Source organism: Chelatococcus sp. KU-N122 (assembly GCF_055391085.1).
On the sequence record NZ_AP043981.1, the window covers coordinates 7461933 to 7481976 of the forward strand.

Annotated in this window: 19 protein-coding genes; 7 read left to right on the forward strand and 12 right to left on the reverse strand. The window is 67.6% G+C overall.

Going from position 1 to position 20044, the window contains the following annotated elements; translation table 11 throughout:
• Positions 1-90: 90 nt before the first annotated feature.
• The 5 genes from ACZ5PO_RS33685 to ACZ5PO_RS33705 all read left to right on the forward strand — a co-directional run bounded on the left by ACZ5PO_RS33685 (position 91) and on the right by ACZ5PO_RS33705 (position 5883).
• Positions 91-1038 (forward strand): LysR family transcriptional regulator, encoded by a 948-nt coding sequence (locus ACZ5PO_RS33685; RefSeq protein ID WP_464187054.1) that lies wholly within the window; start codon positions 91-93, stop codon positions 1036-1038.
• Positions 1039-1125: 87 nt separating this feature from the next.
• A complete protein-coding gene (panE, locus tag ACZ5PO_RS33690) occupies positions 1126-2046 on the forward strand; it encodes a 2-dehydropantoate 2-reductase (RefSeq protein ID WP_464187055.1) in 921 nt (306 codons plus the stop codon).
• Between the two features lie 344 nt (positions 2047-2390).
• Positions 2391-2693: a hypothetical protein gene (locus tag ACZ5PO_RS33695; RefSeq protein ID WP_464187056.1), complete on the forward strand. Its 303-nt coding sequence runs from the start codon at positions 2391-2393 to the stop codon at positions 2691-2693.
• Between the two features lie 286 nt (positions 2694-2979).
• Positions 2980-4371 carry a hypothetical protein gene (locus ACZ5PO_RS33700; protein ID WP_464187057.1) on the forward strand — a complete coding sequence of 464 codons (1392 nt, stop codon included), beginning with the start codon at positions 2980-2982 and terminating at the stop codon, positions 4369-4371.
• A 258-nt stretch (positions 4372-4629) separates the two neighbouring features.
• Positions 4630-5883 carry an aminopeptidase gene (locus ACZ5PO_RS33705; RefSeq protein ID WP_464187058.1) on the forward strand — a complete coding sequence of 418 codons (1254 nt, stop codon included), beginning with the start codon at positions 4630-4632 and terminating at the stop codon, positions 5881-5883.
• Positions 5884-5916: 33 nt separating this feature from the next.
• Here ACZ5PO_RS33705 and ACZ5PO_RS33710 read toward each other — a convergent pair whose 3' ends face one another.
• The 3 genes from ACZ5PO_RS33710 to ACZ5PO_RS33720 all read right to left on the reverse strand — a co-directional run bounded on the left by ACZ5PO_RS33710 (position 5917) and on the right by ACZ5PO_RS33720 (position 8892).
• Complete coding sequence (locus ACZ5PO_RS33710) at positions 5917-6732, reverse strand: crotonase/enoyl-CoA hydratase family protein (protein WP_464187059.1); 816 nt, start codon at positions 6730-6732, stop codon at positions 5917-5919.
• Positions 6733-6740: 8 nt separating this feature from the next.
• Entirely contained in the window at positions 6741-7763 is a 1023-nt protein-coding gene (locus ACZ5PO_RS33715; RefSeq protein ID WP_464187060.1) for a zinc-binding dehydrogenase, read from the reverse strand.
• Positions 7764-7923: 160 nt separating this feature from the next.
• Positions 7924-8892, reverse strand: a complete 969-nt coding sequence (locus ACZ5PO_RS33720; RefSeq protein ID WP_464187061.1) for a DMT family transporter — start codon at positions 8890-8892, stop codon at positions 7924-7926.
• Positions 8893-8987: 95 nt separating this feature from the next.
• On the opposite strand from ACZ5PO_RS33720, the gene ACZ5PO_RS33725 reads away from it, so the two are divergent.
• Together ACZ5PO_RS33725 and ACZ5PO_RS33730 are read left to right on the forward strand one after the other, a co-directional pair.
• Positions 8988-9728, forward strand: a complete 741-nt coding sequence (locus tag ACZ5PO_RS33725; RefSeq protein WP_464187062.1) for a TetR/AcrR family transcriptional regulator — start codon at positions 8988-8990, stop codon at positions 9726-9728.
• Positions 9725-10246, forward strand: coding sequence for a DUF1993 domain-containing protein (locus ACZ5PO_RS33730; RefSeq protein ID WP_464187063.1), 522 nt, complete (start codon positions 9725-9727; stop codon positions 10244-10246). The genes ACZ5PO_RS33725 and ACZ5PO_RS33730 overlap by 4 nt, the downstream gene beginning before the upstream one ends.
• Positions 10247-10302: 56 nt before the next feature.
• On the opposite strand, the gene ACZ5PO_RS33735 is transcribed toward ACZ5PO_RS33730, so the two are convergent.
• From ACZ5PO_RS33735 to ACZ5PO_RS33775, 9 genes are all read right to left on the reverse strand, one after another.
• Complete coding sequence (locus ACZ5PO_RS33735) at positions 10303-11190, reverse strand: carbohydrate ABC transporter permease (protein WP_464187064.1); 888 nt, start codon at positions 11188-11190, stop codon at positions 10303-10305.
• Between the two features lie 52 nt (positions 11191-11242).
• A complete protein-coding gene (locus ACZ5PO_RS33740; RefSeq protein ID WP_464197142.1) occupies positions 11243-12094 on the reverse strand; it encodes a carbohydrate ABC transporter permease in 852 nt (283 codons plus the stop codon).
• A gap of 278 nt (positions 12095-12372) precedes the next feature.
• Complete coding sequence (locus tag ACZ5PO_RS33745; RefSeq protein ID WP_464187065.1) at positions 12373-13683, reverse strand: ABC transporter substrate-binding protein; 1311 nt, start codon at positions 13681-13683, stop codon at positions 12373-12375.
• Positions 13684-13765: 82 nt separating this feature from the next.
• Positions 13766-14854, reverse strand: a complete 1089-nt coding sequence (locus ACZ5PO_RS33750) for an ABC transporter ATP-binding protein (RefSeq protein WP_464187066.1) — start codon at positions 14852-14854, stop codon at positions 13766-13768.
• Positions 14855-15624: 770 nt separating this feature from the next.
• The gene (locus ACZ5PO_RS33755) at positions 15625-16521 is read right to left on the reverse strand and encodes an ABC transporter ATP-binding protein (protein ID WP_464187067.1); all 897 of its coding nucleotides are present in this window, start codon (positions 16519-16521) and stop codon (positions 15625-15627) included.
• Positions 16518-17558: a taurine ABC transporter substrate-binding protein gene (locus ACZ5PO_RS33760; protein ID WP_464187069.1), complete on the reverse strand. Its 1041-nt coding sequence runs from the start codon at positions 17556-17558 to the stop codon at positions 16518-16520. The genes ACZ5PO_RS33755 and ACZ5PO_RS33760 overlap by 4 nt, the downstream gene beginning before the upstream one ends.
• 29 nt (positions 17559-17587) lie before the next feature.
• A complete protein-coding gene (locus tag ACZ5PO_RS33765; protein ID WP_464187070.1) occupies positions 17588-18415 on the reverse strand; it encodes an ABC transporter permease in 828 nt (275 codons plus the stop codon).
• Positions 18412-19719 (reverse strand): M20 family metallopeptidase, encoded by a 1308-nt coding sequence (locus tag ACZ5PO_RS33770; protein WP_464187071.1) that lies wholly within the window; start codon positions 19717-19719, stop codon positions 18412-18414. The genes ACZ5PO_RS33765 and ACZ5PO_RS33770 overlap by 4 nt, the downstream gene beginning before the upstream one ends.
• Complete coding sequence (locus ACZ5PO_RS33775; protein ID WP_464187072.1) at positions 19716-20021, reverse strand: hypothetical protein; 306 nt, start codon at positions 20019-20021, stop codon at positions 19716-19718. The genes ACZ5PO_RS33770 and ACZ5PO_RS33775 overlap by 4 nt, the downstream gene beginning before the upstream one ends.
• Positions 20022-20044 lie beyond the last annotated feature (23 nt).

Below are 20044 nucleotides of genomic sequence, written 5' to 3' on the forward strand. Positions count from 1 at the left end.
CGATAGCTTGGGCAGATGGCGACAATCCAGGCAGCGCCGCCGGACATCGGCCGATGCCCTTCGTTGCCGCCCGTTGTAAGATTTCGTGGCATGGACCTGCGACAGCTCAAATATTTCGTGCAGGTCGCCGAAAGCGGAAACGTGTCACACGCCGCCGAGGTGCTGCACGTCGCCCAGCCGTCGCTCAGCCAGCAGATGAAGAACCTGGAGGAGGAGCTTGGCGTCGCCCTGTTGCGCCGGCACCCCCGCGGCGTCACCACGACCGAGCTCGGCCAGCAGCTCTACGACCACGCCCGCCGCATCCTGGCCGAGGCGGACCGCGCCAAGGAGTTGATCCGCACGGGGTCTCTCACCCCGTCCGGACGGGTCTCGGTGGGGCTGCCGACGTCGGCATGCCGAGGCCTGTCGCTGCCGTTGGTCGAGGCGCTGGCCGCGCGCCAGCCCAACATCACGCTCCACCTGGTGGAGGCGATGACCGGTTATCTCGACGATTACATCCAGGCCGGCCGGCTCGACGTGGCATTGCTCTACGACCACAAGGCGTTCGCGCACGTGGCCTGGACCGAGATGATGGTCGAGGACCTCATGCTGTTCGTCGCCCCGGCCCATCCTCTGGCCGATCTGCCGGCCATCGGCTTCGCCCGTCTCGCCGAGCTGCGGCTGGCCCTGCCGGGACGGCCCAACGTGCTGCGCACGGTGATCGAGCAGTACGCCGTGCGCCGTGGCGACGTGGAGCTCGCGGCGCTCGACTGCGACAGCCTGCCGGCCATCGTCAAGCTGGTGTGCCGTTCGGGCTTAGCGACGATCATGCCGCACTTCGCGTTCACCGAGGAACTGGAACGGGGGCTGATGGTCGCCGTCCCCATCGTCGAGCCGACACCGTCGTGGCGGCTGTCCGTGGTCGTCTCGCAGCGGACCCTGAACCCGCGCGGCGCCGCAGCCGTCGCCGAGGTCATGGCCGAGGTCATCGCCGGCATGGTCGAGACGGAGGCCTGGCGCGCACGCCTGACCGGAGGGAAAGCCAGGGTCGCGGTCTGAGAATGACGACGACGCGTCCGCGCGCTTTCAAGGCCCGCGTCGGCCATGTAAGAGTGTGGATACACGAAACGCGCCAAGGAGAGCGCCATGCGCATGCTGGTCGTGGGTGCCGGATCGACCGGTGGGTACTTTGGTGGCCGGCTCGCCGCTGCCGGGCGCGACGTCACCTTCCTGGTCCGCCCGCAGCGGGCGGCGCGGCTCGCCACGGAGGGGCTGGAGGTCGTCAGCCCGCGCGGCAACCTCACGTTCAAGCCGAAGCTGGCGCTCGCCGACGGGATCGAGGCGCCGTTCGACGTGGTGCTGCTGACGGTCAAGGCCTATGCGCTCGAAGCGGCTCTGGATGACTTCGCACCGGCGGTCGGACCGGAGACGATGATCGTGCCGGTGCTGAACGGCATGCGCCACGTCGACCTGCTGAGGGAGCGTTTCGGCGCCGGAGCGGTGGTCGGCGGCGTCGCCCGCATCGCCTCGACGCTCGATCCGCAGGGCCGCATCCTGCACCTCGCACCTTTTCACGATGTCAGCTACGGCGAGATGGACGGCAGCCTCTCGCCGCGCCTCCAGGCGCTCGACACCTTCATGCAGGGCGCCGGCTTCGACGCCCGCCTGTCGACGGCGATCGAGCGCGAGATGTGGGAGAAGTGGGTGTTCCTCTCCTCGCTCGGGGCCATCACCTGCCTGATGCGGGGCACCGTCGGCGAGGTGGAGGCCGCGCCCGGCGGCCGTGCCTTCGCCGAGCACCTGATCGACGAGGTGGTCGCCATCGTCGGCGCCGTCGGCGTCGCCCCGAGCGACGCCTTTCTGGCCCAGGTGCGTACCCAGCTCACCGCCAAGGGCTCGCCCCTCACCTCCTCCATGTACCGCGACCTCGTGAATGGCAGCCCGATCGAGGCCGACCAGATCGTCGGCGACCTTCTCGCCCGCGGCAGCCGCGCCGGCATTACCACGCCGCTGCTTGCCGCTGCTTACACGCATCTGGCGATCTACCAGGCGCGCGTAGGAGAGTGAGGCGTGAGCTGGACGGCAGGATCAAGCTTGACCGTCACGTTACTTGGCGGGTGCAGCCGGGAGCGCGCCGCCGGCGCGCACGAACATTTGACGTGGGCCCTGCCCATTGATTAGGCAGTCTCGTCGTCCGTTGCGATGCCATCGCTCTCGCATCGCGCGCAGCCGGCTGCTGACGTAGCGTCAATTTCAACCGTTGCATCGCAGTACTCGGGCGACCCGGTTGATCGCCGAGATCCGCCCGATCCCCCTGCTGACCCGACAAGGGGCGGGCGCGCACAGCTGCTGCACAGATTTTGCACTCGACCGCTCTAGGCTCGGGCTGTCTTCCTCCCTACGTTACTGTCATGGTGCGACGCCTGATCATGGCGGTCTTGGCGCTGAGCGCCGTGTTGCCAGCCCGAGCCCATGAGGCTCCGTCCGGCTGGACCTACGGATACGAGTGCTGCTCGGGCACCGATTGCTATCAGATCAGCTCCGACGACATCGAAGTCGTCCCCGGCGGCTGGCGCATCAAGGCGTCGGGCGAAACCATCCCGGCCAGCGACCGCCGGATCAAGCCGTCCGGCGACGGACGCTTCCACCGCTGCTCCCTCGGCGGCATGCCATCGGCCGGCACCATCTGCCTCTACATCCCCGCGGGGAGTTGACGGATTGCCGGACGGCGGTTGAGGCTTGCAGGCCGCCAGAGCTTTAATCACAATTAGAACTGTGCCGAGCATGAGGCCACGAAGCTCCCGCGCACGTAACGCGTCCTGCCGTCGCGCGCCGCTGCCTCGGTCCGTGCTGACGCAGCCCTGCTGGCCGACGCGTGACAGGGGGGACAATGGCGATCGTCGCTGATGGCCGCAGGCGGGCGCGCGGCCTTCCTGAAACCTGGGGTCGACGGATTATTGTCGCGTCATGACTGCGGCCCCGCCATTGCCAGCTGCACGCATGAAACAGGCGGTGGTGCTTGTGCACGGCATGGGCGAGCAGACCCCCATGGAAACTCTGCGCGGCTTCGTCGAAACGATGTGGGTGCGCAATCCCGATATCGACGCGCGTCGCTGGGATGACCGGCCGGAAGACGGAAATCCGATCTGGTGGAAGCCCGACCCTCGAACCGGATCCTTCGAGCTTGCACGCATCACCACCCGTGCGGGACACGGTGCGGCCGGCCCATACGAAGGTCCCCGCACCGATTTCTATGAGCTCTATTGGGCGGATCTGACCGCGGCCAACACCATTGAGCAGTTGCGAGACTGGTTCATGGCCCTGCTCTGGCGCCGGCCCCACCAGGTCCCGCCCAAGGTGGTGGCGTCCTGGATCGTGCTGTGGACGCTGACGATCGCGTTCGCCGGCCTGGCCTTGTGGCACGGCCTGGCTGGCATCTCCCGGGTCACCGTGCCCGGCTGGGTCAATGCGGCCTTCACGCTCATCACGACGCTCTACGGCCTCTCGATCGGCGCGGCGCTGCGCACGTTCGGCGACGTGGCGCGCTACGTCCGCGCGAAGCCGCCGAATATCGCGGCACGGCGGGCTATCCGCGAACGGGGGCTGGCGTTGCTGCGCACCCTCAGCGACAGCCACGACTACGATCGCCTGGTTCTCGTGGGGCATAGTCTCGGCAGCATCATAGCCTATGATCTGCTCAAGCTGTTCTGGGCCGAGCGCGAAGCCGCACGCACGATGGTCGAGGGAGATAGGCTCCATCGCGCGTATGGTGCCTGTGCCGACGTCGCCGCCGCGCTCGCGCAAGCAGGGGACGGCTCGGCCGAAAGGCTGGCCCGCTTTCGCACGGCCCAACAGGGGGTATTCGCGGCCATGCAAGACCGACCCCGAGAGCAAGGTCCCTGGCTGATCTCGGACTTCGTGACGATCGGCAGCCCGCTCACCGACGCGGCATTTCTCCTGGCGCCGAACCAGGCCGAACTGAACGACGGCATCCGCGATCGACGTTTCCCCGTCAGCCCACCCGTCACCGAGGTAGGCGGAGGGTTCCTCTATCGCCCACGCCGGACGACCGAGCCGGCGCTATGGCGGGCTCACCATGCCGCGCTCTTCGCCGCCGTCCGCTGGACGAACCTCTACGATCCGGCCTTCGGCATCGTCTTCGGCGACCCGATCGCGGGTCCGGTCGCCCCCTTGTTCGGGCCGGGCATCGACGACGTCCCGGTGCACATCCGGCGAGACGGGGGTGTCCTTCCGCCGCGCTTCTTCACGCATACGCTCTATTGGACCGCGACCGGTACGGACGCAGCGCAGTTGCCGGCACTCCGCAATTCGCTCGATCTAATCCGTCGGCAATGGGGCGCCCACGAGGTGCAATCCATAAGACAACCGTGAGAAGCGGTTGTCGGCGTGATCAGCTCTGATGGCTCAAGATCTGAAGATTATCGAAAATTGTTGAGTGCTGAATGAGCGATTTGGGTGTCATACTGAGGACAGCCAGTTACCGAGCTACGTTCTGCTGTAGAAGCGTTCCGATCTGATCGTTCGGTAGTGGGCGCGCAGGGCTGGTATGGACGGAGATCGGGCGCGCCATGGCGATCGCCGCGTCCGCGCGTTATGAATCGCTTTTCCAACGCGTTCAGGCGAAGCCCCATGACCATACAGCGCCCCCTTCCCGCAGCGATCGACCCGGTGAAGCTCGACCGGCTGGCCGAGGTCGCCATCCGCGTCGGCCTTCGGCTCGAGCCCGGCCAGGATCTGTTCCTGACGGCGCCAGTGGCGGCGCTGCCCCTGGTGCGGCGCATCGCCGCGCACGCCTATAAGGCCGGCGCCGGCCTGGTCACGCCGCTCCTCTCCGACGAGGAGGTCACCCTGGCGCGCTACCGCGCCGCCCCGGACCTGAGCTTCGACCGCGCTGCCGGCTGGCTCTACGACGGCATCGCCAAGGCCTTCTCGGCCAATACCGCGCGGCTAGCCGTCGTCGGCGACAACCCGATGCTGCTCGCCGGCGAGGACCCGGCCAAGGTCGCACGGGCCAACAAGGCCAATTCGGTCGCCTACCAGCCGGCGCTGGAGAAGATCGCCGGCTTCGACATCAACTGGAACATCGTCGCCTTCCCCGGCGCGTCCTGGGCCAGGCAGGTGTTTCCGGGCGAGGCGGAGGACGTCGCGGTGGCCAAGCTCGCCGACGCCATCTTCTCGGCCTCGCGCGTCGACGGCGACGATCCGGTGACGGCCTGGGCCGAGCACAATGCCGCGCTCGCCCGGCGCAGCGCCTGGCTCAACGGCCAGCGCTTCGGCGCCCTGCACTTCTCCGGACCGGGCACCGAGCTGACCGTCGGCCTGGCCGACGGCCACGAATGGCACGGCGGCGCCTCGACGGCGAAGAACGGCATCACCTGCAACCCCAACATCCCGACCGAAGAGGTCTTCACCACGCCGCACGCCCACCGCATCGAGGGCCATGTCGCCAGCACCAAGCCGCTGTCGTACCAGGGCACGCTGATCGACAAGATCGCCGTGCGCTTCGAGGGTGGCCGCATCGTCGAGGCCAAGGCGGCCCGCGGCGAGGAGGTGCTGAACAAGGTGCTCGATACTGACGAGGGCGCCCGGCGGCTCGGCGAGGTGGCGCTGGTGCCCCATTCCTCGCCGATCTCGAAAGGCGGGCTGCTGTTCTTCAACACGCTGTTCGACGAGAACGCGGCCTGCCACATCGCGCTCGGCCAGTGCTACTCCAAGTGCTTCGTCGGCGGCGCCGAGCTGACGCCGGATCAGATCGCGGCGCAGGGCGGCAACAAGAGCCTGATCCACATCGACTGGATGATCGGCTCGGGCGAGATCGACATCGACGGCGTCCATGCCGACGGCCGCCGCGTGCCGGTGTTCCGCAAGGGCGAGTGGGCCTGAGGCGCCGCTCTCGCCATCATGGCACGGCCGATCTCACCGCGGCGCGGCGGGATCGGCAAAGCGCGGCGAGCGCTTCTCCATGGCGGCGTTGACCGCCTCCACCTGGTTGGGCGTGCCGACCAATGCATCCTGCTCGATGCTCTCGCGCTGGAGCAGGCTGGCAGCATCGCTGTCTTCGGCCTCGTTGAAGACGCGCTTGGCGGCACGGATCGCGTCGGGATTCCTGTCGGCGATCTCGCGCGCAAGGGCCAGGGCTTCGGCCCGCGGATCATCGACCACACGGGTGGCGAAGCCATAGGCCAGCGCCTCGGTGCCGGAGAAGATGCGCCCCGAATAGGCCAGTTCCCGCACCACGTCCTGGCGTGCCAGGGCCCGCAACAGGGGGATGCCGGCCATGTCGGGAATCAGGCCCCAGCGGATCTCCAGCAACCCCAGCCTGGCGTCCGGCGCGACGTATCGGATGTCCGCGCCCAGCGCCAGTTGCAGGCCGGCGCCGAGCGCCGTCCCGTGCACGGCCGCGATCACCGGCGCCGGCACCTCGCGCCAGATCATGGCGGCGTGCTGCCCTCGATTGGAGATGCCATGGGTGCGCGGCGTGTTCGGCGGCGGCCCGGAGACCCCCTCGGCACCCGCCATGGCCGCAAAATTGCTGGTGTCCAGGCCGGCACAGAAGGCGCGGCCCTCCCCCGAGAGGACGATGGCGCGCACGGTGGTGTCGCGCTTCAGCGCCTCCCCAGCCGCGATGAGCTCCTCGAACGCCGCCTCGTCAAGCGCGTTCATCTTGTCCGGCCGGCTCAGCCGCACATCGGCGACGCCGCCTTCGATCGCGATGGCTACGCGCGTCATCACCGCCTCCCTCACGTCGGCTCGAACAGCACTTTGCACTGGGTGGTCCGCTCGCGCAGTGCCTCGAAGGCCGCCGGGAACGCATCGAAGCCGACGACGTCGGTGACCATGATCTCCGGCTCGATCCGCCCTCGGGCGATCATGTCGACCGCCGTCTCGAACTCCTTCACGCTGTAGGCGAGCGCGAAGCGGAAGGTCAGCTCCTTGTTCATGGCGGTCGACGGGTTGATCGTATCGGGCTTCGTGCAGGAGCCGAGCACGATCACCTCGGTGCGCGGGGCCGCCAGGCTGGCGCAGTATTCGATCATCCCGGGCGCGCCGACGCACTCGAACACGGCCGCCGGCGGGCCGCCGGCAATCCGGCGAAAGGCCTTACGCAGGTCCTGGTCGCCGGCGACGAACTCCGTCGCGCCGAGCTTCAGCGCCATATCGGCGCGCCGATCGGAGCGGGCGGTCACCACGATGGTGCGCGCGCCGAGCGCCCGGGCCCAGACGACGACGGCCAGGCCGACCGGCCCGGCGCCCACGACAAGGACATCCGCGCCCGGTTCGAGCTTCGCCAGCCGGACCCCGTGAAGACCGACGGCCAACGGCTCGACGAGCGCCGCCTCGCGCCATGACACTGCGTCCGGCAGCCGAACGCTCTCCTTCGCACCAACGAGCACGTATTCGGCGAAGCCGCCGTTGATCGTGCCGAAGAAGTGATCCTTCATCTGGCGGCACCAGATCGGCGTGCCCGCAAGGCATGCGGCACATGTTCCGCAGCCGATCGTCGGGAGCGAGGCGACGCGATCGCCCTCCCGCCACCGGGTTTCGGCGCCGGTCCCCAGCCGAACGACCTCGCCGCAGAACTCGTGGCCGAGGATCTTGCCCGCCGGGAGGCACTCGGGACCTGATTCCGTCGAATGCAGGTCGGTGCCGCAGATGCCGCAATGGCGGACCTTCAGCACCATCTGGCCGGCAGCGGGAACGGGCTCGGGGACATCCTGGATCGCCAATGGCTGGCCCGGCCCCTGGAAAACTGCTGCCCTCATGCCTCGGCCTCCCTCACCCGATAAGTACCGTAGGTAGGACTTCAGGCCTAGTCAACATGAAGACGTCCTGTCGACGCTCCGGCCCCAGCTTGCTGGCGAACGGGCGCCTGTGCTCCAGAGCATTTCGCCATTGGATGAGACCATCCAATGGCGAAATGCTCTAGGACCCGCGCGGGCGCGGCAGCTCGCCGACAGCGCGCCGGGCCGGAGCGGCGAGTGCCAGAACGACGCCCGGGGCAATGACGCAGATCGCCAGCGCTGCGCCAAGGGTCGGCACCTCGCCCAGCACCGGCACGGCTGCCGCGGTCGCCATGACCGGCACCAGGGCCATGACGGCCGCAGCGCCCCCCGCACCCAGCAGCGCCACGGCGCGATTGTAGGCCACCATCGCCACCACGCTCATGAGGGCGCCCTGATAGAACGCGTGCATCGCGAGTTCGCCGGGTGAAAGCGAACTCAGGCCGCTCAGCCCGAGACCGATGTAGATCGGCAGGAAGGCGGCGCAGGAGATGATCGAGACGAGGGCCACGGCCTGCACGCCGCTGAGCGTCCCGGCTCGAAACCGCGCCGTGTAGATCGCCCATAGGGCTGAGGCGCCGACAAGGGCCGCCACGCCCAGTGGATCGATGCGGCCGCCCGCCGGCGCCTCGCTGACGACGAGGCCCACGACACCGGCGACGATGCAGGCGTAGCCGAGCAGGCGCCAGCGGCTCGGCACCTCGCCGAGCACGAGCCAGGCGACGAGGCCGGTGAACAAGGCGGTCATCGTCGGCGTGATCGACGCGGCCGTCGCCGCCGACGTGAGCTTCAGCCCGACGCTGACCATCAGCGCGAACGGCACGCCCCAGAACAGCGACAGCACTAGCCCCTGGCGCCAGGCGTGCGGCGGCAGCCGATAAGAGCGCCTGAACAGCAGCGGACCCAGTAGCAGCGCGCCGCCGCCGAAGCGGAGCGCGATGACGTCCCAGACCTGCACCTGCCGGGCCAGTCCCAGGCGCGTCACCACGAACCAGCCGGAGAAGATCGCCAGGGCGATCGCCGCCCAAGCGAGCCCCCGGCGGCGCGAAGATGCATCGGCTCGCGCCGGGACGGATGCCGGTGCGGGCGCGCCGGCAGCTCGATCGGTCATGGTTCGCTCATCCCTTCCGCCAGGTCGCTTCCCCACTTGCGTTTTAGATCGATCGATATAAAACTTGCAAGAAGCAAAGCCCGACACGACGGACGATGGCGCGGCCGAGAGAATTCGACGAAGCGGCGGCGATCGATGCCGCGATCCAGTGCTTCTGGTCACACGGCTACGAGGCCACGTCGGTGCGCGATCTGGCGGCCCGCATGGGCCTGACCGGCGCCAGCCTCTACAATGCCTTCGGCGACAAGCGCGCGCTGTTTCGCCGGGCGCTGGAGACCTACGTCGCCGGCAGCTTCGGCGACCGCGTAGCGCGCTTCGAGCACCGCCTGCAGCCGCGGGCCGCCATCACTGCCTTCTTCGACGAGATCATCGCCCTGTCGCTGGCCGACCGCGACCGCAAGGGCTGCCTGCTGATCAACTCGGCGCTCGAAGTCGCGCCGCACGATGGCGAATTCCAGCGCCTCATCGCCGATGTGCTCTCGGAGATCGAGGCGTTCTTCCGTCGCTGCATCGCCGCAGGCCAGCGGGACGGCAGCATCTCGACGGCGCAGACTGCCAACGACCTGGCGCGCCTGTTGCTCGGTGTCCAGCTCGGCATCCGGGTCTTGGCGCGGGCGCGGCCGGAGCGCGAGTTGCTCGAGGGCATGGTACGGCCTGCGCTGGCCGCGCTCGAGCCAGTGCCGAGCCGAAGCGCCGCGCGACCACGGCAGCGCCGGCGACGGGCCGACTCCGTCACACCCCGGTCGACTGAAGGCGCGACTTTGCCGAACGCGCCGCCCGCGCATAAGCTTGAGCAGGGCCAGCAGCAAGAGAGGCCTCGGGAGGATCGGACATGAGCATTTCGTTCTACGACGTCAGCGTCGGGCGCTATTTGCAGACCATCGCCAGCGTCGACGCCTGCCTGGCGAAGGGGGCCGCCTACTGCGCCGAGAAGGGCATCGACCCGCAGGAGTTCGTCACCACGCGCCTCTGCAACGACATGCTGCCGCTGCGCTTCCAGCTCATCTCGGTGGTGCACCACTCGCTCGGCGCCATCCAGGGGCTGCGCAAGGGCGAGTTCGCCCCGCCGCCCGACACGGCGCCGCACGATTACGCCGGCCTGCAGCAGATGGTGGCGGAGACTCGGAAGGTCCTGGGCGAGGTGAGCCCGGACGAGCTCGACAAGCTCGAGACCGGCGACCTCGTCTTCACTGTCGGCGGCCGCCAGATCCCCTTCGTCGCGAGGGATTTCATCCTGTCGTTCTCGCTGCCCAACTTCTATTTCCACTCGACGACGGCCTACGACATCCTGCGCCACCGTGGCGTGCCGATCGGCAAACGCGACTACCTGGGACGGCTCGCAGTCAAGGCCTGAGCCGAGCTTCGATTCGGGGGGCGCACCTGATCCGCCAGGTGCGCCTCTCTCGGCCATCACTCTTTCACTGCGCCGGTCATGGACGAGACGTAGTAGTCCACGAAGAACGAATAGAGAATCACCACCGGCAGCGTACCGATCAGGGCGCCCGCCATCAGCGCGCCCCACTCATAAACGTCCGAGCGCACGAGCTCGGTGAGCACGCCGACCGGCACCGTCTTGTTCTCCGAGGACTGGATGAAGGTCAGCGCGTAGATGAACTCGTTCCAGGACAGGGTGAAGCAGAAGATGCCGGCCGAGATCAGCCCCGGCACCGAGAGCGGCAGCAGCACCTTGACGAGGATCTGCCAGCGGGAGGCGCCGTCCACGAGCGCGCATTCCTCGAGCTCGAAGGGGATGGAGCGGAAATACCCCATCAGCAGCCAGGTGGCGAAGGGCACCAGGAAGGTGGGGTAGGTGAGAATGAGGGCGAGCTTGGTGTCGTAGACGCCGAGCCCGAAGACCATGATCGCGAGCGGGATGAACAGGATCGACGGCGGCACCAGATAGGCGAGGAAGATGCCGAGCCCTACCCAGCGCGAGCCGGTAAAGCGCAGGCGCTCGATGGCATAGGCGGCGAGCACGGAGGTGACGAGCGAGATGAAAGTGGCGGCCACCGAGATGTAGATCGTGTTCCACAGCCAGTTGGGATACGACGTCTGAAACAAGAGATACTTGATGTGGTCGAGCGTCGGCTGCACCACCCACAGTGGCGAGTAATTGTTGTAGTCCGTCAGCTGGAAATTCGGTTTAACCGCGGTGATCGCCATCCAGTAGAACGGGAACAGCAGCACGAAGACGAACACCAGCAGCGGCAGGATGGTGGTAACGAGCCGTCTCGGCAGGCTTTCGAGATAGCTCATGCCGGAGGAATGGTCGCTCATCTCATCGGAAGCCTGGGTCATCAGCGGGTCCTCGCCATCATGAGGCTGGCATCGGAGGAACGGCGCGCGGCCATCAGTCTGCGCCGCCCTGCTGCCACTTGCGGCGTTGCAGGCCGAAATAGCTGAACAGGATCGCCGCGAGCAGGAACGGGATCATCGCCACCGCGATGGCCGCGCCCTCCCCCAGCTGGCCGCCGGGAATGGCGCGCTGGAACGACAGCGTGGCCATGAGGTGGGTGGAGTTGAGCGGCCCGCCGCGGGTGAGCACGTAGATGAGCTGGAAGTCGGTGAAGGTGAACAGCACCGAGAAGGTCATCACCACCGCGATGATCGGCGACAGCAAGGGCAAGGTGATGAAGCGGAAGCGCTGCCAGGAGGTGGCGCCGTCCAGCGTCGCCGCCTCGTGCAGCGAGGGCGAGATGGTCTGCAGGCCGGCCAGCAGCGAGATGGCCACGAAGGGAATACCCCGCCATACGTTGGCGGCAATGACCGAGGCCCGCGCATTGGTCACGTCGCCGAGGAAATTGATGGGCGCCGAGATCAGCCCCAGCTTGATCAGCGCCCAGGAGATGATCGAGTACTGGCTGTCGAAGATCCACCAGAAGGCGATGGCGGAGAGCACGGTGGGCACGACCCAGGGCAGGAGCACGATCGCGCGGAAGAAGGACTTGAACGGCAGGTTCTGGTTCAGCAGCAGCGCAAGCCACAGGCCGAGGCCGAATTTCAGCACCGAGGCGACGGTGGTGTAGAGGATCGTATTGAACACGACCAGCCAGAACAGGCTGTCGCCCCAGAGAAGCTCGTAGTTTTCAAGGCCGATGAAGACGCCCGGCCGCCCGATCCGCGTGTCGGTGAAGCCGAGCCAGACACCGAGCCCGAGCGGATAGGTGAGGAAGAAGAGAAGAAAGATCGCGGCCGGCAGCATGAAGACGATGCCGAGCACATGGCGCCCCTGGCCGATGCCGGCCCAGAAGGACCGCGGTGCGGTCGGCTCAACCACTGCGACGTTGGCCATGGACTAGGTCTCCGCAAGTCGCTCGTTGCTGCCCTCGCCGCCCATGGGCCGGGCTGCACCGGCTCGCGCCTCGCCATCCCGCGCGACGGCTCCGGTGCCCGCCTGGGCCAGTCACGCCCCATTTGGAGCGAACGCCCGGCGCAAGGACAGGTTCAGGGTCGGCGGGGCACCCCCGCCGACCCTTCATCTCAGCGGTACACCCGCTCCGCCCGCAGCTGGGCGCGCTTGGCCGCCTCCTCCGGCGTGCGTTGGCCGGTGGCGGCTTCCGCCGCCATGTCCACCACGATCCAATCCGCCATGGCCGCGGCCGATTGTGGCCCGAGCGGCCCGGCATAGCCGTTCGGGCGGAGCGTGTCGGAGGCCTTGGCATAGGCGGCGTGGATGGGCTTCGACGTCCATACCGGATTGTTGGCGAAGGCTTTGAGCGTCTGGCAGCAATAGGCGCTGGAGCCGGTGAGCCAGGCGTTGTACTGCGGCGCGTCGAACATGAAGGACAGATACGCCTGCGCCGCCTTCGGAAACTTCGTGTACTTGAAGATGCACGCCGTCGTCGTCTGATGCATTTCCACCGATTGGCCGACCGGGCCGATGGGGAAGTTCGTAGACTTCATGTCCGCCGCCATGTCCGCGAGCTTGGGGTCGTTCGCCGCGGCGTAGTAGATGGAGACGCCGTTCGCGGTCACCGACAGGTCGCCGGCGAGAAAAGCGCGGTTGTTGTTCACGTCCAGCCAGCTTTCCGTGCCCGGAATGAAGGTCTTGTACAGCTCGGCCACGTAGCGCAGGCCCGCGACGGTCTCAGGCGAGTTGATGACGACCTTTCCGTTCTCGTCCACCATCCTGCCGCCGTGGCTCCAGAGCACCCAGTGGCAGAAGTTGTTGCCGTCGCCGACGCCGTGGCCGAGCGTGAAGCCCATGGGATGGTTGATCGCCTTGAGCGCCTTGCCGAGCTCGAGCAGGCCCTTGGCATCCTTGGGGAATTCGCTGAACCCCGCCTGCTTCACCCAGCTGTCGCGATAGACCACGGCATTGCCGATGGTGGCAAGCGGCAGGCCGACGAAGCGGTCCTTCACCTTGGCGTAGCCCTCGTTGCCCGGATAGTAGCCGCCGTAGGTCGCGCTGAGGCCCTTCGCGAGGTCGGTCACGTCGAGCAGCTTGTCGGGATATTGCTGGGCGTCGTCGAACCACACCCAGACGATGTCCGGGCCGGAGCCCACGCTCGACGCCACGGCCGCCTTGGGGCGGATGTCCTCCCAGCTCTCCTTGTCGATGCGCACGTCGATACCGGTGGCCTCGGTGAATTTCTTGGTGTTGGCGAGCCAGGCATCCTCCTCGCCCTTGACGAAGGGCGCCCACCGCAGCAGGCGGAGGCTGGCGCCGGCTTCGGGCTCGAACTTCGGCACCTGAGCGAGCGCGGGAGCGCCTCCCATGAACGGCAGGGCCAGGCTTCCAGCCGCGAGGCCGGCGCCGCCCGCCAACAGATCACGTCTCGAAATGGTCATTTATCGTTTCCTCCCATGCTTATTGATGCTGCGGGGCGCCGCCTTGCTGTCGTCGGCACCGTCTAGCTCATCTTGCAATGTCTCAGATGCGTCGTCCGGTGGCCTCCTCGAACAAATGCGCCAGGGCCGGCTGTGCTGCGATGCGGATGGTTTCGCCCGGGGTGAACGACAAGCGCTCGCGGAACAGGCAGTTGATCTCCTGCCCCGGCCCGTTTCGGCCCTGCGCCGCTTCGCCGAGGCGCGCCACCACATGGATCTCCGAGCCCGTGGGCTCGGTCACCACCACTTGCGCCGGCACGCCGGCCCCGTCGAGCCTGATGTGCTCGGGCCGCAGACCGTAGACGACCGGCTGGCCGTCCTGGACACCGGCCGTCTCGGGGAGGGGCATCGACACGCCGCTATCGGTCTCCACACGCGGCTTGTCGTCGACGCGCACCGTGCCCTTGATGAAGTTCATGGCGGGGGAGCCGATGAAGCCTGCGACGAACTGGTTGGCCGGCCTGTCGTAGAGGTCGAGCGGCGCGCCGATCTGCTCCACGAGGCCGTCGTGCATGACGACGATCTTGTCGGCCATCGTCATCGCCTCGATCTGGTCATGGGTGACGTAGACCGTCGTGGTCTTCAGCCGCTGATGCAGCTCCTTGATCTCCGTGCGCATCTGCACGCGCAGCTTGGCATCGAGGTTGGAGAGCGGCTCGTCGAACAGGAACACCTGGGGATCGCGCACGATGGCGCGGCCCATGGCGACGCGCTGGCGCTGACCTCCGGAGAGCTGGCGCGGATATCGGTCGAGGAGGTGGGACAGGCCGAGGATCGTCGCCGCCCGCTCGACCCGCGCTTCGATCTCGTCCTTCGGCGCATGGCGCAGCTTGAGCGAGAAGCCCATGTTCGCCGCGACCGTCATATGAGGGTAGAGCGCGTAGTTCTGGAACACCATGGCGATGTCCCGTTCCTTCGGCGGCACATCGTTGATGACGCGGTTGCCGATTAGGATCTGCCCGCCGGAGATATTTTCAAGGCCGGCGATCATCCGGAGCAGTGTCGATTTTCCACACCCCGACGGGCCCACCAGCACCACGAACTCGCCGTCCGCGATGTCGACGCTCACACCGTGGATGACGGGATGAGCGCCGAAGGACTTTCGGACATTGACGATCCCGACCGACGCCATTCCGGCTCCTCCCAATTCTTTTGTTCAGCCTGCTTCGTCGGCCGTTTGCTGCGGATGCGCCGGACGTGTCGTGCGAGCTCCGCCGTCCTGTTCAACTCAATTTGAACGGGCTCCGACATCGTGCCGGCCCATCGCCACCTTCAATTTGGTCTCGTCGCCGGGTCATGCGGGCGCGCCGGTGCGGCCGCGTCGTCTCGAGCTTCGACACGCGCGCACAAAGACCCGGCCCGTCTGCTGACTAACCTCGTACCGCGGTGGCCCCGGGATCCTCATTGATCGTGAGCTTGAAGATCATGTGCATCTTGTCAAGCGGGCACTTAGCCTGAAGAGATGGCGATCATAGGTCCGGAGCGATGTAAGCGACGGCCGAACATGAAGCCCGTTGTGTTGAGACCACGCGTCACATCGAGGTGCACGGCGAACCATGTATACTAAAGACTAAGATGGCGCAGCCCGTGCTCGATGATCGGCGAGCGCGGCGCCCCCCGCCGGACCCTTTGCCTGATCTTACTGGATCGGGCCCGGCTAAAGTACCGCCCTCCCCAAGATAGACATGCGCTTTTCGGGGCGCCTACGCTCAATACAAGTGCCTGGAGCGGAGTGATGACACGAAGAGGAATCGGGCCGATCTAGGCGGGCTTGACAAGGGCCCACGGAGCCAATGGAGCAGCTGAAGCTTGATGTCATCGACGGCGCATGCGGAGTACCCCGCCGCAGACCTGCCCTCAGCTGGTTCCCTGGAGCGCTGAGCCCACGTTCCAATGCGCCCCCTACCCCCGGGCTGCGGCCGCCTGCTGCTCGAATGCCTTGAGCGTCTCGGCGCGGATCAGCTCGAAGCACTGGCGCTTGGCCGCCACGAACGTCTCGCCGAACTGGTCCTCGGGCGTACGCGGACGCGGGATGTCGACCTTGATGTCGGCGACGATGCGGCCGGGGCTTGCGCTCATCACCACCACGCGGTCGCCGAGGAAGATCGCTTCGTCGATGTCGTGGGTGATGAACATGACCGTGGTGCGGAACTCGGCCCAGATGCTCAGCAGCGCCTCCTGCATCATCGCGCGGGTCTGGGCGTCGAGCGCGCCGAACGGCTCGTCCATGAGCAGCACGCGCGGATAGTTGGCGAGCGCCCGGGCAATGCCGACGCGCTGCTGCATGCCGCCGGAGAGCTCCGTCGGATAGCTCTTCTCGAAGGCGGCGAGGCCGACCAGGGAGAGGAACGTGCGCGCCGTCTCCTCGGCGACGCTGGCGCTGCCCGTGGTCATCAGCGGGCCGAAGGCGACGTTGTCGAGCACGCTCTTCCAGGGAAACAATGTCGCCTGCTGGAACACCATGCCGCGGTCGGCGCCGGGGGCGCCGATGACGTCGCCGTCCACCGTCACTCGCCCGCTCGCCGGCGCGACGAAGCCCGCGACCACGTTGAGCACCGTGGACTTGCCGCAGCCGGAGGGGCCGAGCACGCAGACGAATTCACCCGGCTCGATGTCGAGCGAGAAGCGGTCGACCACGGTGCGGGCGCCGGCGCCCTCGCCGTAGCGTACGGACAGGTTGTCGATGGCGATATGGCCGCGGTCGCGGGCCGGAGCCGGGTGCGCGCGTGCCGCCACCGTCGCAGGGGCCGCCGAGCGCGGCGCCGCAGCGCCGCCATGGCCGAACGGCATCCATTTCATTTGCCCACCGCCTTCTCCAGATAGCTCGGGTCGATGAAGGCGGCGTATCCGGCGATATCCTTCACCGCGGGCAAGCGGCCCTGGTCCTTGAGGAAGGTCGCCGTGGCCAGCATGGTGTCGGCGAAAGCGCCGGGCTTGCCCGCCGTGCCGAGGTAGCCCGCCGTCACCTGCTCGGCGCAGGGCACGACGCGGGTGCCCTTGATCATGCGCGCCGCGTCCTCCTTGGGCAGGCTCAGCTCCTTGGCGACGATCTCCACCGTCTCGTCGGGATGCTTGAGCCAATAGTCGATGCCGGCGCATTCGGCCCGCACGTAGCTCTCCACGAAGCCCGGATATTTTTTGGCGAAATCGTTCATGACAACGCCGACGTCCCAGGTGGGGAAGCCGCGCTTCGCCATCTCGCCGCTGTCGAGCAGGATCTCGCCGCCGGCCTTGGCCATCTTGTCGAGGTTGGGCTCCCACACCCAGGCGGCGTCGATGTCCTTGCGCAGCCAGGCTGCCACCGCATCCGACGGCGCCAGGTCGAGAAGCTTGACGTCGGTCGGCTTGACGCCGGCCTCCTTGAGCGCGGCGATGAAGAGGTAGTGGGTGGTCGAGCCGAAGGGCGCCGCGGCCTGCCTGCCCACCAGATCCTTCAGGCTCTTGATGCCCTTGTCCTGGCGCACCACCAGCGCCTCCACCGGTCCCAGCATGTTGAGGACGAAGATGCCCTTGTACGGCAGGTCGCGGGTGACGCCGATGGTGAAGGGCGGGTTGCCGACGCCACCGAAGTCGACCTGGCTCGCTGCGACGGCCCGGTTGACGTCGCCGCCGGAGCCGAACTTCACCCATTTGATGGGCACGCCCCCGGCTTCCTTCTCGTGCAGGCCCAGCGCCTTGGTGACGAGCTGGGCGTTGACCAGGTTGAGGTAGCCGATGGTGATGGCCTGAGGCTTCTCCTGCGCCACGGCGCCGGGTGCGCCTGCCACGGCGGCGAGCGCGAGGCCGAAGGCGGCGGCCGCCATGCGGCGATGGGACGGGCGTCGGGCGGGCGTCATCTCGATCTCCAGGGCATTCGGGCCATGCATTATTTGAACCGCCAGGGCGTCAGCGCCCGCTCGAAACGGCGGATCGCCCAGTCGAGGGCGAGGCCGGTGAGTGCCAGCACGATCAGCCCCATGATGACGATGTCGCCGAGCAGGAATTTGCTGGCGTCCCAGATCATCCAGCCGACGCCGGCCGTGGCGGCGACGATCTCGGCGGCGACCAGCACGGTGTAGGTGAAGCCGAGAGCGATGCGCATGCCGGTGACGATGCCCGGCAGGCAGGCGGGCAGGACAACATGGCGGATGAGCTGTCGGCGATTGGCGCCCAGGCTGCGGGCCGCCTTGACGTAGCCGGCATCGACGCCGGCCGCCGCCTGCATGGCGCTGATGGTCAGCGGCGGCAGCGCTGCGAGAAACAGCAGCGCGATCTTCGAGGCATCGCCGATGCCGAGCCACATGACGATGAGCGTGTAGAGCGCCAGCGGCGGCAGCGGCCTATAGAACTCGATGATCGGATCGAACACCGCCTTCGCGTCGCGGCTGAGCCCCATGACGAGGCCGAGCGGAATGCCGATCAGGCAGGCGAGCGTGTAACCCGCGAGCACCCGCCACAGGCTGGCGGCGAGGTGCTCGTGCAGCAGGCTGCCCTGGTAGCCCTCCATCGCCGTCTTGACGAAAGCGCTCCACACCGCGCCCGGCGATGGCAGGAACAGCGGGTTGACGAGGCCGTAGCGCGTCACCAGCAACCAAACCAGGAACAGGCTCGCGGCGGTCAGCCCGGTCAGCACCCGGTCGCGGCGGGGCGCCAGGCTGCGCCACACTGGGGCTGCCCGCGGCGCGGCAGGCTCGAGACCCTGCACCGCGCTCATGGCTCGACCCCGAGCAGGTCCATGACCGTGAGCGCCAGGATGCGCGTGGCGGCGACCGCCTTGCCGATGTGGATGCTTTCGTTGACGGGCGACCAGCCGTCCTCGCCGGGGCCGAAGGTGATGGCCTTCATGCCGCGCTCCGAGAAGCGGATGGTGTCGTTGAAGGCGTTCTTGCGGTAGAGCTTCGGCTCGCCGCCCAGCACCTCGCCGTAGGCCCGCCGCAGCGCTGCCGTCGGCTCACCGTCGCCGTCCTGCTCGCCGGTGCCGTCGACGAACAGGGCGCCGGGAAACGGCCGTGCCGTCGCCTGAAGGCTCGGGTCGACCGCCGCGGCTCGCGCCAAGGCCGCGGCGATATCGGCCATGACGCTGTCGCGGGTCATGCCGGGCACGATGCCGACAACGCCGAGCACGGCGGTGCACCGATCCGGCGTGAACTGCATCTCGCGCGGCTCGCCGCCGGCGATGCGCAGCACCGTCACCATGGGGGGCGTACCGCCCGGGCGCGGCGCCGGCTGGTGGGTGAAGCTCATGCCCTCCAGCGCCGCGAGCAGGCGCGCCATGGCGCTCACCGCGTTGACGCCGGTGTCGGGGCGCCAGAGGTGCGTCTTGACGCCCCGCGTCTCCACCTCGACGAGGAAGTTGCCGCAATTGGCGACGGCGATGCCCATGCCCCAGGTGCCGTCCGGCGCGGTCCATGCGGTCGGCTCGCAGACGATGGTGTAGTCGGCGCTCACGCCATGCTCGTCGAGCAGCCAGATCGAGCCGTCGGGGCCGTTCTTCTCCTCGTCCACCGTATAGATGCACTTCAGCGTGCCGTTGAGCGCGACGCCGGCGGCCCGGATCGCCTCCACGGCCAACAGCGTGCAGGCGAGATTGCCGCGCGTGTCGGAGGTGCCGCGGGCATACAGCAGGTCGCCGTGGCGAGTCGGCCGGAACGGATGGCCGCCGGTCATGGTCCAGGCCGCCCAATCGCCGGCCGGGTAGGTGTCCAGGTGATCGTTGAGGATGAGGGACGGGCCGCTGGCGCGGCCGGCGAGCTCGCCGATGACATTGGGCCGCCCCGGCACCTTGGCCGCCAGCTCGACGGCAAAGCCCAGGACATCGAGCTTCCCGGCGACGAGCCGGGCAATCCCCTCCTCGCGGCCGCCCGGCAGATCCGGGTCGAGCGGGTTCTCCGCCTCCGGTTGGCCAGCCGGTATCAGCTCGCAGGCCAGCGTGAGCCACGCCTCTTCGGTGATATGCGCCAGCACCCGCTCGCGGGCGCTCAGGGTGGCATCGGTTTTGAAAGCAGCTGCGCGCGTCATGGGTCCTCGCTCCACGCCGCGGCAAATTGCAAGGCCGGTGCCACCCGCGCCATTCCAAAAGAATGGTTGAATTTAAAAGATTTTTCCCTTTGCAAAGGAATTGCATTTGGGCGGCAAGCGATCAACAGGCGGTCAACGTCGGTCTGCTGGGTGATCTTGGGGCCGGGATTTTGAGCGACGGCCGACGTCGATCCAAAAGCGCTATTAATTGCTTGCCGAGCGGCAAGGACATCCAACCGAACGCTTGCGGTCCCGCAGCCGCTCCTGACACCGCGGGCGACGATCAGCCGGAATTGCGCCATTAATTGCTTGCCGGTCGGCTGCC

Excerpts from the sequence above, each read along its gene's own strand:
- ACZ5PO_RS33685 (WP_464187054.1), top strand. The coding sequence starts at position 91 with ATGGACCTGCGACAGCTCAAATATTTCGTGCAGGTCGCCGAAAGCGGA.
- panE (WP_464187055.1), top strand. The coding sequence starts at position 1,126 with ATGCGCATGCTGGTCGTGGGTGCCGGATCGACCGGTGGGTACTTTGGT.
- ACZ5PO_RS33695 (WP_464187056.1), top strand. The coding sequence starts at position 2,391 with ATGGTGCGACGCCTGATCATGGCGGTCTTGGCGCTGAGCGCCGTGTTG.
- ACZ5PO_RS33700 (WP_464187057.1), top strand. The coding sequence starts at position 2,980 with ATGAAACAGGCGGTGGTGCTTGTGCACGGCATGGGCGAGCAGACCCCC.
- ACZ5PO_RS33705 (WP_464187058.1), top strand. The coding sequence starts at position 4,630 with ATGACCATACAGCGCCCCCTTCCCGCAGCGATCGACCCGGTGAAGCTC.
- ACZ5PO_RS33715 (WP_464187060.1), bottom strand. The coding sequence starts at position 7,763 with ATGAGGGCAGCAGTTTTCCAGGGGCCGGGCCAGCCATTGGCGATCCAG.
- ACZ5PO_RS33720 (WP_464187061.1), bottom strand. The coding sequence starts at position 8,892 with ATGACCGATCGAGCTGCCGGCGCGCCCGCACCGGCATCCGTCCCGGCG.
- ACZ5PO_RS33725 (WP_464187062.1), top strand. The coding sequence starts at position 8,988 with ATGGCGCGGCCGAGAGAATTCGACGAAGCGGCGGCGATCGATGCCGCG.
- ACZ5PO_RS33730 (WP_464187063.1), top strand. The coding sequence starts at position 9,725 with ATGAGCATTTCGTTCTACGACGTCAGCGTCGGGCGCTATTTGCAGACC.
- ACZ5PO_RS33735 (WP_464187064.1), bottom strand. The coding sequence starts at position 11,190 with ATGACCCAGGCTTCCGATGAGATGAGCGACCATTCCTCCGGCATGAGC.
- ACZ5PO_RS33740 (WP_464197142.1), bottom strand. The coding sequence starts at position 12,094 with ATGCTGCCGGCCGCGATCTTTCTTCTCTTCTTCCTCACCTATCCGCTC.
- ACZ5PO_RS33745 (WP_464187065.1), bottom strand. The coding sequence starts at position 13,683 with ATGACCATTTCGAGACGTGATCTGTTGGCGGGCGGCGCCGGCCTCGCG.
- ACZ5PO_RS33750 (WP_464187066.1), bottom strand. The coding sequence starts at position 14,854 with ATGGCGTCGGTCGGGATCGTCAATGTCCGAAAGTCCTTCGGCGCTCAT.
- ACZ5PO_RS33755 (WP_464187067.1), bottom strand. The coding sequence starts at position 16,521 with ATGAAATGGATGCCGTTCGGCCATGGCGGCGCTGCGGCGCCGCGCTCG.
- ACZ5PO_RS33760 (WP_464187069.1), bottom strand. The coding sequence starts at position 17,558 with ATGACGCCCGCCCGACGCCCGTCCCATCGCCGCATGGCGGCCGCCGCC.
- ACZ5PO_RS33765 (WP_464187070.1), bottom strand. The coding sequence starts at position 18,415 with ATGAGCGCGGTGCAGGGTCTCGAGCCTGCCGCGCCGCGGGCAGCCCCA.
- ACZ5PO_RS33770 (WP_464187071.1), bottom strand. The coding sequence starts at position 19,719 with ATGACGCGCGCAGCTGCTTTCAAAACCGATGCCACCCTGAGCGCCCGC.
- ACZ5PO_RS33775 (WP_464187072.1), bottom strand. The coding sequence starts at position 20,021 with ATGGCGCAATTCCGGCTGATCGTCGCCCGCGGTGTCAGGAGCGGCTGC.